The sequence below is a fragment of the Acidiphilium rubrum genome, from assembly GCF_900156265.1.
GTDB lineage: Bacteria > Pseudomonadota > Alphaproteobacteria > Acetobacterales > Acetobacteraceae > Acidiphilium > Acidiphilium rubrum.
In genome coordinates this window covers 18,490-32,048 of sequence record NZ_FTNE01000029.1, presented here as the reverse complement: position 1 = coordinate 32,048, position 13,559 = coordinate 18,490, and the positions used below count along the sequence as shown (strand labels likewise).

Sequence of the window (13,559 nt, the reverse complement as noted above, 5' to 3'; positions counted from 1 at the left end):
AGGCGGTAGCCGTTGTCGGCCACGGAGCGTTGCAGGGCGCGGAAGATCATCGCGAAGCGCTCGGACGGGTCGGAGGGCATGAAGGGCGCGTTCGAGATCATGACCGCTAGATAAACCAAGGGGGTGGGGGGTGAGAAAGGGAAAAAGTCAGGCAGACGAAAAGAAGTACTTCTTTTTTGAAAAAAAGAAGCAAAAAACTTTTTTTAATCTGGGGCACGGGGGTTGGAACCGGTACGGGCCCAGATGAACAAAGTTTTTTTTGCTTCTTTTTTGTTCACAAAAAAGAAGACCTTACCTTGCCTGTTTGGCTCCGGTTGACATGCAAGAACCGAGGGCAGACATCATGAGCTACACGATCTTCTGCTGGAGTCCCCGTCATTCCGAGTGAAGCCCATGATACGGCGCTGAGCCAGACGCCTGAGCAGATTCTGCACACGATTTTTGGCCACGGCGGGTTTCGGGGCCAGCAGGCCGAGATTGTCTCGCATGTGATCGGCGGGGCGGATGCGATCGTGCTGATGCCGACCGGCGGTGGTAAATCGGTGTGTTATCAATTGCCTGCTTTGTGCCGGCCCGGCGTCGGCATTGTGGTGTCGCCGCTGATCGCGCTGATGCGCAATCAGGTCGAGGCGCTGCGCCAGTTGGGTGTGCGGGCCGCGGCGCTGAACTCCAGCCTCGATGCGGCGGAGCGCAGCCGGGTGCGGGCGGATTTGCGCGCCGGGCGGCTCGATTTGCTATATGTCGCACCCGAGCGGCTGGTTTCGGCCGATTTCATGGACATGCTCGATGCGGTGCCGATCGCGCTGTTCGCGATCGACGAGGCGCATTGCATCAGCCAGTGGGGGCATGATTTCCGGCCGGAATATCTGCAACTGGCAACGTTGGGCACGCGGTTTCCCGGCGTGCCGCGCCTGGCACTGACCGCCACGGCCGATCCGCAGACGCGCGAGGATATTCGCCGCCGGCTCGACCTGGGTGCGGCGCGGTTGTTCCTCGCGAGTTTCGACCGGCCGAATATTTTTTATAACATCGCGCTCAAGACCGAGCCGAAGAAGCAGTTGCTGGCGTTTTTGAAGACGCATCCCGGCGAGAGCGGCATTGTTTACTGCCTCAGCCGCGCGACGGTGGAAGAAACGGCAGCCTGGCTGCGGGCGCAGGGGATCAACGCGCTGGCCTATCATGCCGGGCTCGATGCCGGGACGCGCAACCGGCATCAGGATGCGTTTCTGGCGGACGAGGGGTTGGTGCTGGTGGCGACGATTGCGTTCGGCATGGGGATCGACAAGCCGGATGTGCGGTTTGTCGCGCATCTCGATCTGCCGTCGAGCCTGGAGGCGTTTTATCAGGAGACCGGGCGGGCCGGGCGCGACGGCATGCCGGCCGAGACGCTGCTGCTGTATGGGCTGCAGGATGTCACGCTGCGGCGCCGGATGATCGATCAGGGCGACGCGCCGGACGAGGTCAAGCGGGTCGAGCGCAGCAAGCTCGATGCGCTGCTCGGCGTGTGCGAAACCGCGGCCTGCCGGCGGCGTGCGATTCTGGCGCATTTCGGCGAAACGCCGGCACTGACTTGCGGGCATTGCGATAATTGCGCGACGGCGGTGGAAACCTGGGATGGCACGTTGGCGGCGCGCAAGGCGTTGTCGGCCATGTTGCGGACCGGGCAGCGGTTCGGCGTCGGGCATCTGACCGACGTACTGCTGGGGGTGGCGACCGAAAAGATCGTGCGGTTCGGGCATGACAAGCTGCCGACCTTTGGCGTCGGCACCGAACTCGACCGCAAGGGCTGGGCTTCGGTGTTCCGCCAGATGGTGGTGCACGGCATTGTCGCGGTCGATCACGAGCAGTTCGGCGCGCTGTGCACCACGGCGCTGTCCGGCCCGATTTTGCGTGGGGCGGAGGTGGTGCACTTCCGGCGCGATCAGGCGAGCCCGAAATCGGCCGGCGCGCGGACGCGGCCGGCGGCGCGCACGATGCTGGATGCCGGTGCCGAGCCGGTGTTCGAGGCGCTGCGGGCGACGCGCAAGCAACTGGCGACGGCGCAGGGCGTGCCGGCCTATGTGATTTTTCATGACAGCACGCTGATGGCGCTGGCGACCAAGCGGCCGCGCAGCCGGGCGGAGCTGGAGGCGATTCCCGGCATGGGGCGCAGCAAGATCGACCGCTATGGCGATGACGTGCTGGCGGCGCTGGCCCAGGCGCAGGGATAGGCCGCGACCTGCGGCACGTGATATATTGGCAAAACGATAATTTAGCGATATTCTAAGTGTCTGCCCTCGATCTCCCGTTGTGGGGATGTTCACGGTCTCGCGGGCCGGTCGATAAGGAAACAGCATGACACTGCCGATTGCATCCGATGCGGTCCATCCGCCGCAACTGCATGATGTTGCTCCGGATTTTCGGGCGCGCACCACGATGGGGATGCGCTCGCTCTCGGATTATCGCGGGCAATGGGTGTTATTTTTTTCGCATCCGGCGGATTTCACGCCGGTGTGCACCAGCGAATTCGTCGCCTTGGCGCGGGCGGCGGAGCGGTTTGCGGCGCTCGATTGTGCGTTGCTCGCGCTCTCGGTGGACAGTCTTTATTCGCATCTGGCGTGGCTGCGCAGTATTCGGGTGCAATTCGGCGTGGATATCGGGTTTCCGATCATCGAGGACCCTTCGATGGTGATTGCGCGCAGTTTCGGCATGGTGCCGCCGCAGGCGCCGGATACCGCGCTGGTGCGCGCGGTGTTCGTGATCGATCCGATCGGGATCGTGCGGGCGATTTTATGGTACCCGATGACGACGGGCCGGAATGTCGAAGAATTGCTGCGCCTGGTGGCGGCACTGCGGACCAGCGATGCGCATCATGTTTCGACGCCGGCGAACTGGGTGCCCGGGGAGGACGTGATACTGCCGGCGCCGCAACTGGCGGCGTCGCTGGATGAGCCCGGCTTTGCCGGCGAGGATTGGTATTACCGCACCGGGCCGTTGCCCGATGCGCGCGCGCCGAAGGCAAAGCCGGTATGAGCGGCGCGGGGGCGGCGACGATCGATGTGGCGAAGGCGGCCTTGGTGCTGCGCTCGCTCGCCAATGCGGTGCGGCTGCGCATCGTGCTGCATCTGCTGGGCGGCGAGCAGGCGGTGGGGGATTTGGAGACCGCGCTCGATATCCGCCAGCCCAATCTGTCGCAGCAACTGGCCGAATTGCGCGATGCCGGGCTGGTGGTGGCGCGGCGGGATTCGCGGGCGATGATCTACAGCATTGCGGATGACGAGCAGAAACGCCTGATCGAGGCGCTGTTGGTCGGGTTCGGCGGCGAACCGCGCGACCCGGTTGCGCCGTCGGTACGCAGCGACACGCCGCGCCCTGACGCCAGCAACCGGCAGGTGGCAATGTTCGCAACAGTGGGCCCGAGCCGGCCGTAAGGCCGCGGGGTCAGCCGGACAGCGCGATCGACTGGCCGATGGTGGCGGGGTCGGCCAAGGCGGTGACGATGTAGCGCGCGACATCCGCCCGGCCCATGGTTTGTTTGCCGAGCGCGCCGGTCGGGCTCGCGGTATAGGTTCCGGTGGCTGGCTGGTCGGTCAGGCCGACCGGCTGCACCAGGGTCCAGTCGAGGCCGGATGCGCGCAAGGCGGCCTCCTGGCGCTCCTTGTCCGCCATGTGTTCGCGCAGGACCAGGCTGTAGAAGATTTTGAACATCAGCGGCGATTTCGTGCGCGTCGCGCCGATGCCGAACGCGGTGACGCAGACGACGCGCCGGACGCCGGCCGCCTGCATCGCGGCGATGATGTTGATGGTGCCGGTTTCGCAGACATCGCGCGGCGTGGTGCGCTTTGCGCCGAGCAGCAGGGCGAACGGGTTCTGCGAATTGCCGAGGCTGATCACCACCCGGTCATGCCCCGGCATGGCGGCGGCGACATCGGCGGGGTTCATGACATCGCCGGTGACGAGCGCAACGTTCGCCTGATCGGTCAGGCGGGCGGGGTTGCGGACAAAGGCGGTGACGTCGTCGCCCTCGGCGCGGAGCAGGCGGATGACAGCGGCACCGGTGCCGCCGGTTGCGCCGAACACGATGGTTTTCATGGGATATCCTGTATGCCGATCAGACGGATATGGCGATGCCCGGCTGGAGCGGAAGTTTCTTGCGGTGCTTTTGCAGAAACCCGGTGCGTTGGATGAAACTCAAGGTATAGTGACTTTTCTACTATAGGTTGGGTTACATGATCCGGTTGTTCGGAACTCTGGCCATCGCGCTGTTGTGGTGTGGCATCGCGACGGCGCAACTGCCGCCGGTGTTGCGCGATGGTTTGAACGTGGCGCATTGGTTTCGCTATCCGGCCCGATCGGGGGCGGCGGATTTGTGCTGCGATCTGTCGCCGGGGACGCTGCGGCAGTTGCGCGCGGCGGGGGTGCGGTTTCTGCGTTTGCCGGTGCAACCGGCGCTGCTGCGTCAACCGGGCGCCTTGCAGGCGTTGCAGGCGGCGGTGCGGCGCGTGCTCGCTTCGGGGCTGGGCGTGGTGGTGGTGCCGACGCCGTTGCGGTGGAATGCTGGCGATCCCGCGCTCGATCGCGCGCGGCTGGTGGCGTTCTGGCGGCAGGTTGCGCCGGTTCTGGCCGGATTCGGGTCCTCCCGCGTGTTTCCGGAGGTGATGAACGAACCGGTGTTGACCGATCCGGCCGCGTGGCCGGCGATGCAATTGGGTGTGCTTGCGGTGATCCGGCGCAGCCTGCCGGGTTCCACGGTGATTGTGACCGGGGCCGATTGGGGCGGCATCGATGGTTTGCTGAAACTGCCGCCGCTTGCCGATCCGCGGGTGATCTATAGTTTTCATTTCTATGAGCCGGCGGTGCTGACCGCGCTGGCGGCGTTCGACCCTGGGCTCGAGCGCCGGGTGCTGGCGCGGTTGCCGTTTCCGGTGAGTTCGGTGGCGGCGTGCGATGCGATCGGCGGTGATGCGCGGACGGCGGCGGTGGTGCGCTATTATTGCGCCGGGCGCTGGGATGCGGCGACGTTGGCAAAGCGGATCGGCATGGTCGGGGCCTGGGCGGCGCGTCATCATGCCAATGTTCTGGTCGGTGAGTTCGGGGCGGCCGCGGCGCTGAATGTGCAGGCGCGGCGGGAATGGCTGAGCGCGGCGCGGGGTGCGTTCACCGCGAACGGGTTTGGCTGGGCGCTTTGGGGGTATGATGATCCGATGGGTCTGAACGTGTCGCCGATGGCGCATGGTGCGGCGCCGCTCGATCCTGGTGTGATGCAGGCGTTGGGGTGGCGGTGAACGCGCCAAGGCGCGCGACAGGGTTGGTCAGATCAATGGTTCGGTAAACCGTGCGCGATCATGGGGCGGCGCATAAGGCTCCGGCCAGAACTCGACGATTTTCATGATTTTGCCGCCGGCGAGGGTGAAAAACGAGATCGCGCGCCCCTGTTGGACGCCATCGGTCACGGAGACGTCTGAAACGACCGTCTCGCCCTGTGCGACGATCTGATTGATGGTGAAGCGCCATGGCCCTTGTGCGGGGTATTCGGCGTTGAGCAGAGCGAAATTTCGCGGGCCGCGGATCAATTCGCCGGACTGCGGCCATTCCAGGGTAAATTCCTGTGCCAGGACGGCCCCGACCGCATGGAAATCATTGGTCGCCATCAGTCGCCAGAATTCTATCACAAGGGCGCTGGCATCGAAATCGCTGGTCGTCGGTGACCTCATCGCAGCGAAACCCCCCTGAAATGTCTCGCAGAGCGCGCTAATCAGTTGGTTCGATGCCCGAGACCCTCCCCCGGGCACCGATAGCCAAAAGTTTTTTGCTGCTTTTTTACAAAAAAGCAGTCTTACCCTTAACCTATCGCAAATCCGGCGGCGTAGCCTCGGTTTTCAGGGCGGTGACCATGTCGTCGAGCGTCATCGATTGCGAGGCATCGCTGCCGAGGCGGCGGAGCGAGACGGTGTTCTGTTCGGCTTCGCGGCGGCCGACGACCAGGATGTTGGGGATCAGGGCGAGGCTGAGGTCGCGGATTTTCGCGTTGATTTTTTCGTTGCGGGTATCGGTGACGACCGAGAGTCCGGCGGCCTTGAGCGTGGCGGCGACGGTTTCGGCGTAGTCGTTGGCGTCGGTCACGATACTGGCGACGGCGACCTGGGTGGGGGCGAGCCAGAGCGGGAAGCGGCCGGCGAAGCTTTCGATCAGGATGCCGATGAAGCGTTCGAACGAGCCCACGATCGCGCGGTGCAGCATGACCGGGTGAGCGCGGGTGGATGAGGCGGTGATGTAGCTGGCGTCGAGCCGTTCGGGCATCACGAAATCGACTTGCAGCGTGCCGCATTGCCAGTCACGGCCGATGGCGTCGCGCAGGACGAATTCGAGTTTCGGGCCGTAGAACGCGCCTTCGCCGGGGTTGAGCGTGTAGCTGACGCCGGCTTCGGCGCAGGCGGATTTGAGGGCGGATTCGGCTTTGTCCCAGACTTCGTCGCTGCCGGCGCGGGGGGTGGGGCGGTCGGCGAATTTGACGGTGAAATCCTCGAAGCCGAAATCGGCGTAGACGGTGCGGAGCATTTCGACGAAGCGGACGGTTTCGCTGGCGATCTGGTCTTCGGTGCAGAAAATATGCGCATCGTCCTGCGCGAAGGCGCGCACCCGCATGATGCCGTGCAGCGCGCCGGACGGTTCGTAGCGGTGGCAGGCGCCGAATTCGGCCATGCGCAGCGGCAGTTCGCGGTAGCTGCGCAGGCCGTGGTTGAAGATTTGGACGTGGCAGGGGCAGTTCATCGGTTTGACCGCGAGGACTTTGTTTTCGTCCTCGACTTCGGCGATGAACATGTGGGCGTGGTAATTGTCCCAATGGCCGGATTTTTCCCACAGCGAACGGTCGAGCAGTTGCGGGGTGCGGACTTCCGAGTAGCCGAACTGCTCCTGGCGGCGGCGCATGTAGGATTCGACGGTGCGGTAGAGGCGCCAGCCTTTTTCGTGCCAGAAGACCGAGCCGGCGGCTTCTTCCTGCATGTGGAACAGATCCATCTGGCGGCCGATTTTGCGGTGGTCGCGGCGTTCGGCCTCTTCCAGTTGGTGGAGGTGCGCGTCGAGCTCTTTGGCGTCGCGCCAGGCGGTGCCGTAGATGCGGCTGAGCATGGGGTTACGGTGATCGCCGCGCCAATAGGCGCCGGCGACCTTGGTGAGTTTGAAGGCGCCGCCGATATCGCCGGTGGCGCGCATGTGCGGGCCGCGACAGAGGTCGAGCCAGTCGCCCTGGCGGTAGATGGTGATGGTCTCGGCATCCGGCAGGTCGCGGATCAGCTCGGCCTTGAAGCGTTCGCCGCGGGATTCGAAGAAATCGATGGCGGTGTCGCGCGGCCAGACTTCGCGGGTGAACGGCGCGTTGGCGGCGATGATGGCGCGCATGCGGGCTTCGATTGCCGGCAGATCATCCGGGGTGAAGGCCTCGTTGCGGAAGAAATCGTAGTAGAAACCGCCGTCGATCGCCGGGCCGATGGTGACCTGGGTGCCGGGGTAGAGCGATTGCACGGCTTCGGCCATGACATGCGCCGCATCGTGACGGATCATGGTCAGGGCTTCGGGGTCCTTGCGGGTGATGAAGCGGACGCGGGAATCGGTGCTGATTTCGCGGGCGATGTCCATCAGCGCGCCATCAACCTCCATGGCGATGGCGGCTTTTGCGAGGCCCGGGCCGATCGATGCCGCGATCGTGGTGCCCGTGACGGCGCCCGGATAGTCGCGGACGGAACCGTCAGGCAAGGTGATCGCGGGCATGGCTTTGCTCCTTCAGGGCAAGGGTGAGGCAGGGTTATGCCGGGGTGGCGAGGCAAAGCCAAGCGTGAGGTAAGGGAAGGTCTTCTTTTTTGTGAACAAAAAAGAAGCAAAAAAAACTTCGTTCGTTTGGTCCGTGCCGGCGGGGCGCCTGTGCACCAAATTAAAGAAAGTTTTTTGCTACTTTTTTACAAAAAAGTAGAGCTTTCTTGCTTACCTGTCCCCGATCGCCGCGGCCACGTCCGAGACCGGCAAATCCGCAAGATCGCGCGCGCGGATGATCGTCGGCCAGGCGCCATCCGGCATGCGGGGTGCGGTCAGCGCGGGGTCGCTGGCGCCGCCGAACAGGACGATGCAGCGTGTGTTCAACGCGGCGGCGAGGTGCATGGGGCCGGTGTCGTTGCCGATGGCGAGGGTGGCGCGGGCGAGCGTGGCGGCGAGTTGGGGCAGGGTGGTGCGGCCGGTCAGGTCGATGGCGGTGGGGCAGAGGTGGCGGATTTCGGCGGCGATCGGTTGTTCGGCTCTGGTGCCGAGGATGACGGCTTGTGTGGTGAGTGTGGTGGCGAGGGCGCCGAAGTTGGCGGCGGGCCAGCGTTTTTCCGGCCGATGGGGTGACGCGCCGGGGATGAGGGCGGTGAAGCGGGGTGGCAGGCCGGGTGGTGGTTGCGTGGCGAGCCAGGTGAGGTCGGGGGTGGGCAGGTTGGGGATGCCGGCGATGGCGAGTTGTTCGGCGATGCGTTCGCGGCTGTGCATTGTATTGCGGGCCGGATTGGCGTGGCGGTGGGTGCTGCCGGGCGCGATGCCGGACCATTTGGGTGCGCCGGAGAGGCGGTGGTAGCGCGAGGAGCGCGATGAGGTTTGCAAATCGTAGACGAAATCGAAGCCGGTGAGCGCGCGGCGCAGGGCGAGCAGGCCAGGGAGGTTCCAAGGCGCGGGTTTGGTATCGATCGTGACGTGGTCGAACCAGGGTGATTGGGCGAGGAGTGCTGCGAAGGGGGCGGTGGTGAGCAGGGTGATGATGGCATTTGGGTGGTGGGCGCGGATGCCGGCGAAGGCGGGGAGGCTGAGAACGATGTCACCCAGCGCGCCGTGGCGGATCACCAGGATTTTCACCCCAGCAACTCGTGATAGACCGCGAGATTGCCGGCCTGCATGGTGCTGACGGCGTAGTGTGCGGCGACGAAATCGCGCGCGGCGGCGCCGATGGCGATGCGGGCTTCGACCGGCAGATCGAGCGCCTGATCGATCGCGGCGGCGAGGGCGGCGGGGTCGTTGGGGGGTACGCGCCAGCCGGTTTCGTTGGCGCGGATGGTCTCCCTGGCGGCGCCATGGTCGGTCGCGATGACCAGGCGGCGCATCGCCTGGGCTTCGACGATGGTGCGGCCGAAGGCTTCCGGGTCGGTCGAGGCGTTGACCACGACATCGGCCAGTTTGTAGGCGGCCGGCATGTCCGCGCAATCGCCGGCGAACAGGACGCGTTGGGCGACATCGAGGCTCTGGGCCAGTTGGGAGAGTGATTTCAGATAGGCGTCGCGACCCTGGGCGCTGCCGACCAGGATGAGGATGGCGTCGCGGTGGCGGAGTTTGGCGAGGGCGGCGATCATGACCTGCTGGCCTTTCCAGGCGGTCAGGCGGGCGGGCAGCATGATGGTGGGGGCGCCGTCCGGCAGGCGCCAGGCGCGGGCGAGGCGTTCGACGCGGCCGCCGTTGATCGCATCGGGGTCGAACCGGGCGGGATCGACGCCGCCGGGGACGATGCGGAGTTTGTCATCGCCGATGTGGTGGCGGGCGCGGACCAGATCGGCGATGAAGGTGGAGATGGCGATGACGCGGTCGCCACCGGCCATGACGGCGTTGTAGCGGCTCTTGAGCGGGCCGGTCTGGTTGTAGGCGCCGTGATAGGTGGTCACGAACGGGATGCTGCGGCGCATGCTGGCGGCGCGGGCGGCGAAGGCGGGGGCGCGGGAATGGGCGTGGATGAGTGAGACGCGCTGGGATTTGATCAGTTTGGCCAGTTGGTCGCCGTTCCAGCTCATGCGGAACGGGTTGCGGGATTTGAGGTCGAGCGGGATATGGGTGCCGCCGGCGCGCTCGATGGCGGGGACGAGTTTGCCGGGCAGGCTCGCGACCAGGGCGCGGGCACCGGTGCGGGCGACCGCTTCGGTCAGTTCGACGACGACCTGCTCGACGCCGCCGGTTTCCAGTTGGGGCAGAACCTGTAGAATCGCGTAGTCGGACGGTTTGGCCATATCTCACCTGCTGTGCGACGGCGGCGTTACCATGGCGGGCGCGGCAAGGGGAGAGTGCGATGACGGAAGTGGTGGGCAGGATCGAGGCGGATGGGGTGGCGCTGGCCTATGCGCATCTGCCGGGGGTGGGGCCGACTTTGGTGTTTCTGCCGGGGTTTGCCTCGGACATGCAGGGCAGCAAGGCGTTGTTTTTGCGCGATGCCTGTGCGGCGCGCGGGCAGGCGATGCTGCGGCTGGATTATTCCGGGCATGGCGCATCGGGCGGGCGATTCGAGGATGGCACGATCGGCCGGTGGGCGGCGGATGCGCATGCGGTGATTGCGGCGGTGGTGCCGGAGGGTGAGATCGTGCTGGTCGGCTCTTCGATGGGCGGCTGGATCATGCTGTTGCTGCTGCGCTGGCTGGGGGCGCGGGTGAGCGGAATGGTCGGGATTGCGGCGGCGCCGGATTTTACCGAGGATCTGATCCGTCCGGCGCTGAGCGATGCGGCGCGGCAGGCGCTGGCGCGCGACGGTGTGCTGGCGATGCCGAGCGCCTATGGGCCGCCGACCATGATGAGCGCGGGGTTGCTCGATGACGGGGTGCGCCAGCTTGTGCTGCGTGCGCCGATCGCGTTCGAGGGGGCGGTGCGGCTCGTGCATGGGCAGATGGATGACGATGTGCCGTGGCAGACCAGCCTGCGGCTCGCCGCGTGCCTGACGGCGCGTGATGTGCAGGTGATCCTGATCAAGGATGGCGGGCACCGGCTGTCGCGGCCAGAGGATCTGGTGGTGATTGGCGATGTGGTCGCTGGGCTGTGTAAAGCGTTGTCGTGAAGCGGCGTTCGATGCGGCCGGCGAAGGATTGGTCGGCGATGCGGGCGATTTCGGCGAGGAAATCGGCCTGGGCGGCCGGCGCGAGCGCCTGGATGACGGAGAAATCGCGGTAGAGGGTGACCAGCCTTGCGGTGTCGTAGAGCGCGGTTGCGGTGAACGTATCGGCCTGCGGGCTGGTGAAGCCGGCGGTGGCGAGGTCGTGCAGGCGGGCGGCGTGATCGAGGTCGAACGGTGGGCGGGGCTTGGTTCGGCCGGGTTGTGGCTGGATGGACGCGAACAGATGGGCGGTGGCGGCCTGGAACTCATCGTCGGTGCCGCTGCCGAAATGGGTCCACCACATGGCCCACCTGCCGCCTGGTTTCAGCGCGGCGTGGGCTTTGCGCAGGCCGGGCTGCTGGCGGACCCAGTGAAACGAGGTGGCGGCGATGCCGAGGTCGAACGTGGCGGCGGGGAGGCTGGTCTGTTCGAACGGGGCTTGTTCGATGGTCAGGGTGGGGTTGGGCAGGGTTTGGCGGAGATGCGCGGCGAGGCGGGGGTCGGGTTCGATCGCGCGGATATGGGCGACACCGGCGGCGAGGATGGAAGCGGTGGCGGTGCCGGTGCCGGGGCCGATTTCGAACACGCGGCTGCCGGGGCCGAGGCCGCAGCGGGCGGCAAGCGTATCGTAGAGGTCTTGCGGGTAGTTTGGCCGGGCATGAGCGTAGGCGGCCGGGGTGGTGCCGAAGCCGGAACGGCCGAAGCGATGCGCGACCTTGGTCATGCGGGTGACTAGGCCCGGATGGCGGGAGGTTTCAAGCGTTGGTGTTGCTGTGAGACGGTGATGAAAAAAACCGTCCGGCCGGTTGGGGCCGAACGGTTTTGCGAGGGTCTGGATCGTGCGGTCAGGTGAGGATCGTGCTGGAGCCGCTGGTGTTGGACGTGAGCGTGTTGGCAACGCCGAGGACCGAGATTTTGGTGCCGTCGCTGAGGGTGAGGCTCAGGCCGCCGCTGTTGACGGTCTGGTTGGTGACGGTGACGCCGGAGCCGAGGGTGATTTTATCGGTGGTGGCGTTGAAGCCGCTGACCACATCCGTGCTGCCGGCGGTGTTGGCGGTGAATTCGAAATTGTTCAGCGTGGCGTTGGTGCCGCCGACCATTGTGGTGGCACCGGAGGCGGCGAACAGATTGTTGGTGCCGGAACCGCCGATCAGGGTGCTGCCGGTGCCTTCGGCGTAGAGGGTGTTGCTGCCGGCACCGCCGACCAGCGAGTTGCCGCCGCTGGTGCCGCCATAGGCGGTGATGCCCCCAGAACCGGCGGTTGCGGTGACCGCGCCGGTGCCCTGTTCGATTATGCTGTGACCGGCGCCGCCGACGAAATCGATCGTGCCGGCACCACCATACACGTAGGCGGCACCGGTCGCGACGATCGTGTCGGCGCCGGAGGCGACGAATGCGAGCGAGCCACCGCCGAGGGTTGCGGTGTTGCTGCCGGAGGCGAGGATCATGTAGGTGCCGTTGGTCGCGTCGATCGCCGCGCCGCCTTCGGCGTAGCCGAACGAGGAACCGGCGAGGGTTGCAAAATCGGTGGCGCCGGGGCCACCCAGGACGACGAAGGCGCTGCTGGACGAGGAGGCGATGATCGAGTCACCGGTTCCCGCAGCGAAGACGACGCCGCCACCGGCGACATTGATCGTGTTGTTGCTGCCGTTGCCCATGACGGTGTCCGACCCGACGGCGTTGATCGTGTTGCCGCTGCCATACGCGTAGAAGATGCCGGTCGGGCCGGCGTCGACCAAATTGGCCTGACCGAAAACGGCAATGGCGGCGTTACTGCTGCTGGTAATGGTGTTGGCGTTGCCCAGCACTTCTGCCTTCAACCCGGCGGTCATGTCGACCGAGTTCAAGTTGCTGAACACCAGGACAGTCGAGGAGCCGCCGGCTGTTACGGAGTCTCCGGTGCCGTCCATGGCGACGGTCTCGTTACCGGTGGCCAGGACCGAATTGCTCGACGAGGCGGAGGTCATGCCGACGACGGAGTTTCCCGTCACGGTGATGAGATTACCCGCATCCGCCACAGTGATGTGATCGGTGCCGCCGGAGGTAACGGTGGATGTGCCGGAATCGAGCTTGATCAGATTGTTGCCGCCGCTGGTCGAAATGGTGTTGTAGCTGATCGAGGTGCCGTTGTTCAGCGCGGCGGTGATCGTGTTGTTGCCGCTGCCGACCTCGACGGTGTAGTTGGTGCCATCGAGCGTGAAGTTGTTGTTGCCGCCGCCGGCATAGATGGTGCTGACGCCCAAGGCGCCGCCAAGCGGATCGAAGGTAAGGTTGGTGTTGGCGCCTGTGACGATGATTTCGTTCTTGCCGGCGCCGCCGGTTACGGTTTCGCTGCCGGCGAAGGTGAAGATCAGGCCGGCGAAGCCGCGGCTGCTGCCCTGCGTCGGCAGGTTGATTGTGCTGCCGGCGCCGCTGACGCTGCCGCCCATGTAGATAAATGGCGACGTGGCAAAAGAGGTCACCGGTGCGGGGATCGACGAGCTTGTGGTGCCGTCCGCATTCAGGGTGATCGTGGTGGCCGTGACCGGGTTATAGACCGAGTTCGATACGACGAGGGCTGTGACTTGCGCCAGCGCGTCCTGGATGGGCGCAACCATGTCGGCCGCGACATCGAAGCCGAACGGCGCGGCGCCAAAGGATGGGGTGACCGAGACGGTACCGGTCGCAGATTGTGAGGTTGACACAAAGCTCTCCTTGAAATTGCATTCGAACG

The 13,559-nt window shown here is 65.5% G+C and carries 12 protein-coding genes; 5 read left to right on the top strand and 7 right to left on the bottom strand.

Going from position 1 to position 13,559, the window contains the following annotated elements; all coding sequences use genetic code 11:
* Positions 1-377: 377 nt before the first annotated feature.
* From recQ to BW994_RS16105, 3 genes are all read left to right on the top strand, one after another.
* Positions 378-2,210, top strand: coding sequence for a DNA helicase RecQ (recQ, locus tag BW994_RS16115; protein ID WP_029313149.1), 1,833 nt, complete (start codon positions 378-380; stop codon positions 2,208-2,210).
* A 124-nt stretch (positions 2,211-2,334) separates the two neighbouring features.
* Positions 2,335-3,012: a peroxiredoxin gene (locus BW994_RS16110; RefSeq protein ID WP_029313150.1), complete on the top strand. Its 678-nt coding sequence runs from the start codon at positions 2,335-2,337 to the stop codon at positions 3,010-3,012.
* Positions 3,009-3,410: an ArsR/SmtB family transcription factor gene (locus BW994_RS16105; protein ID WP_076454714.1), complete on the top strand. Its 402-nt coding sequence runs from the start codon at positions 3,009-3,011 to the stop codon at positions 3,408-3,410. The genes BW994_RS16110 and BW994_RS16105 overlap by 4 nt, the downstream gene beginning before the upstream one ends.
* Before the next feature lie 10 nt (positions 3,411-3,420).
* Here BW994_RS16105 and BW994_RS16100 read toward each other — a convergent pair whose 3' ends face one another.
* The gene (locus BW994_RS16100) at positions 3,421-4,071 is read right to left on the bottom strand and encodes an NAD(P)-dependent oxidoreductase (protein WP_029313152.1); all 651 of its coding nucleotides are present in this window, start codon (positions 4,069-4,071) and stop codon (positions 3,421-3,423) included.
* A 137-nt stretch (positions 4,072-4,208) separates the two neighbouring features.
* On the opposite strand from BW994_RS16100, the gene BW994_RS16095 reads away from it, so the two are divergent.
* Positions 4,209-5,264, top strand: a complete 1,056-nt coding sequence (locus BW994_RS16095) for a glycoside hydrolase family 5 protein (protein ID WP_029313153.1) — start codon at positions 4,209-4,211, stop codon at positions 5,262-5,264.
* A gap of 27 nt (positions 5,265-5,291) precedes the next feature.
* Here the strand turns inward: BW994_RS16095 and BW994_RS16090 are convergent, their stop codons facing one another.
* The 4 genes from BW994_RS16090 to BW994_RS16075 form a co-directional block, all read right to left on the bottom strand.
* On the bottom strand, positions 5,292-5,693 hold the full coding sequence (locus BW994_RS16090) for a nuclear transport factor 2 family protein (RefSeq protein ID WP_029313154.1): 402 nt from the start codon (positions 5,691-5,693) through the stop codon (positions 5,292-5,294).
* 133 nt (positions 5,694-5,826) lie between these two features.
* Positions 5,827-7,749: a threonine--tRNA ligase gene (thrS, locus tag BW994_RS16085; RefSeq protein WP_029313155.1), complete on the bottom strand. Its 1,923-nt coding sequence runs from the start codon at positions 7,747-7,749 to the stop codon at positions 5,827-5,829.
* A gap of 210 nt (positions 7,750-7,959) precedes the next feature.
* Positions 7,960-8,859 carry a glycosyltransferase family 9 protein gene (locus BW994_RS16080; RefSeq protein WP_029313156.1) on the bottom strand — a complete coding sequence of 300 codons (900 nt, stop codon included), beginning with the start codon at positions 8,857-8,859 and terminating at the stop codon, positions 7,960-7,962.
* Entirely contained in the window at positions 8,856-9,995 is a 1,140-nt protein-coding gene (locus BW994_RS16075) for a glycosyltransferase family 4 protein (protein ID WP_029313157.1), read from the bottom strand. Before BW994_RS16075 ends, BW994_RS16080 begins: the two co-directional genes overlap by 4 nt.
* Positions 9,996-10,054: 59 nt before the next feature.
* On the opposite strand from BW994_RS16075, the gene BW994_RS16070 reads away from it, so the two are divergent.
* The gene (locus tag BW994_RS16070) at positions 10,055-10,810 is read left to right on the top strand and encodes an alpha/beta hydrolase (protein WP_029313158.1); all 756 of its coding nucleotides are present in this window, start codon (positions 10,055-10,057) and stop codon (positions 10,808-10,810) included.
* Here BW994_RS16070 and BW994_RS16065 read toward each other — a convergent pair.
* Both BW994_RS16065 and BW994_RS16060 read right to left on the bottom strand, forming a co-directional pair.
* Positions 10,722-11,570: a class I SAM-dependent methyltransferase gene (locus BW994_RS16065; RefSeq protein ID WP_051657548.1), complete on the bottom strand. Its 849-nt coding sequence runs from the start codon at positions 11,568-11,570 to the stop codon at positions 10,722-10,724. The two genes, BW994_RS16070 and BW994_RS16065, sit on opposite strands and share 89 nt — an antisense overlap.
* Positions 11,571-11,691: 121 nt before the next feature.
* Positions 11,692-13,530: a beta strand repeat-containing protein gene (locus BW994_RS16060; protein ID WP_029313160.1), complete on the bottom strand. Its 1,839-nt coding sequence runs from the start codon at positions 13,528-13,530 to the stop codon at positions 11,692-11,694.
* Between the last annotated feature and the right edge of the window lie 29 nt (positions 13,531-13,559).

Excerpts from the sequence above, each read along its gene's own strand:
- BW994_RS16110 (WP_029313150.1), top strand. The coding sequence starts at position 2,335 with ATGACACTGCCGATTGCATCCGATGCGGTCCATCCGCCGCAACTGCAT.
- BW994_RS16105 (WP_076454714.1), top strand. The coding sequence starts at position 3,009 with ATGAGCGGCGCGGGGGCGGCGACGATCGATGTGGCGAAGGCGGCCTTG.
- BW994_RS16100 (WP_029313152.1), bottom strand. The coding sequence starts at position 4,071 with ATGAAAACCATCGTGTTCGGCGCAACCGGCGGCACCGGTGCCGCTGTC.
- BW994_RS16095 (WP_029313153.1), top strand. The coding sequence starts at position 4,209 with ATGATCCGGTTGTTCGGAACTCTGGCCATCGCGCTGTTGTGGTGTGGC.
- BW994_RS16090 (WP_029313154.1), bottom strand. The coding sequence starts at position 5,693 with ATGAGGTCACCGACGACCAGCGATTTCGATGCCAGCGCCCTTGTGATA.
- thrS (WP_029313155.1), bottom strand. The coding sequence starts at position 7,749 with ATGCCCGCGATCACCTTGCCTGACGGTTCCGTCCGCGACTATCCGGGC.
- BW994_RS16075 (WP_029313157.1), bottom strand. The coding sequence starts at position 9,995 with ATGGCCAAACCGTCCGACTACGCGATTCTACAGGTTCTGCCCCAACTG.
- BW994_RS16070 (WP_029313158.1), top strand. The coding sequence starts at position 10,055 with ATGACGGAAGTGGTGGGCAGGATCGAGGCGGATGGGGTGGCGCTGGCC.
- BW994_RS16065 (WP_051657548.1), bottom strand. The coding sequence starts at position 11,570 with ATGACCAAGGTCGCGCATCGCTTCGGCCGTTCCGGCTTCGGCACCACC.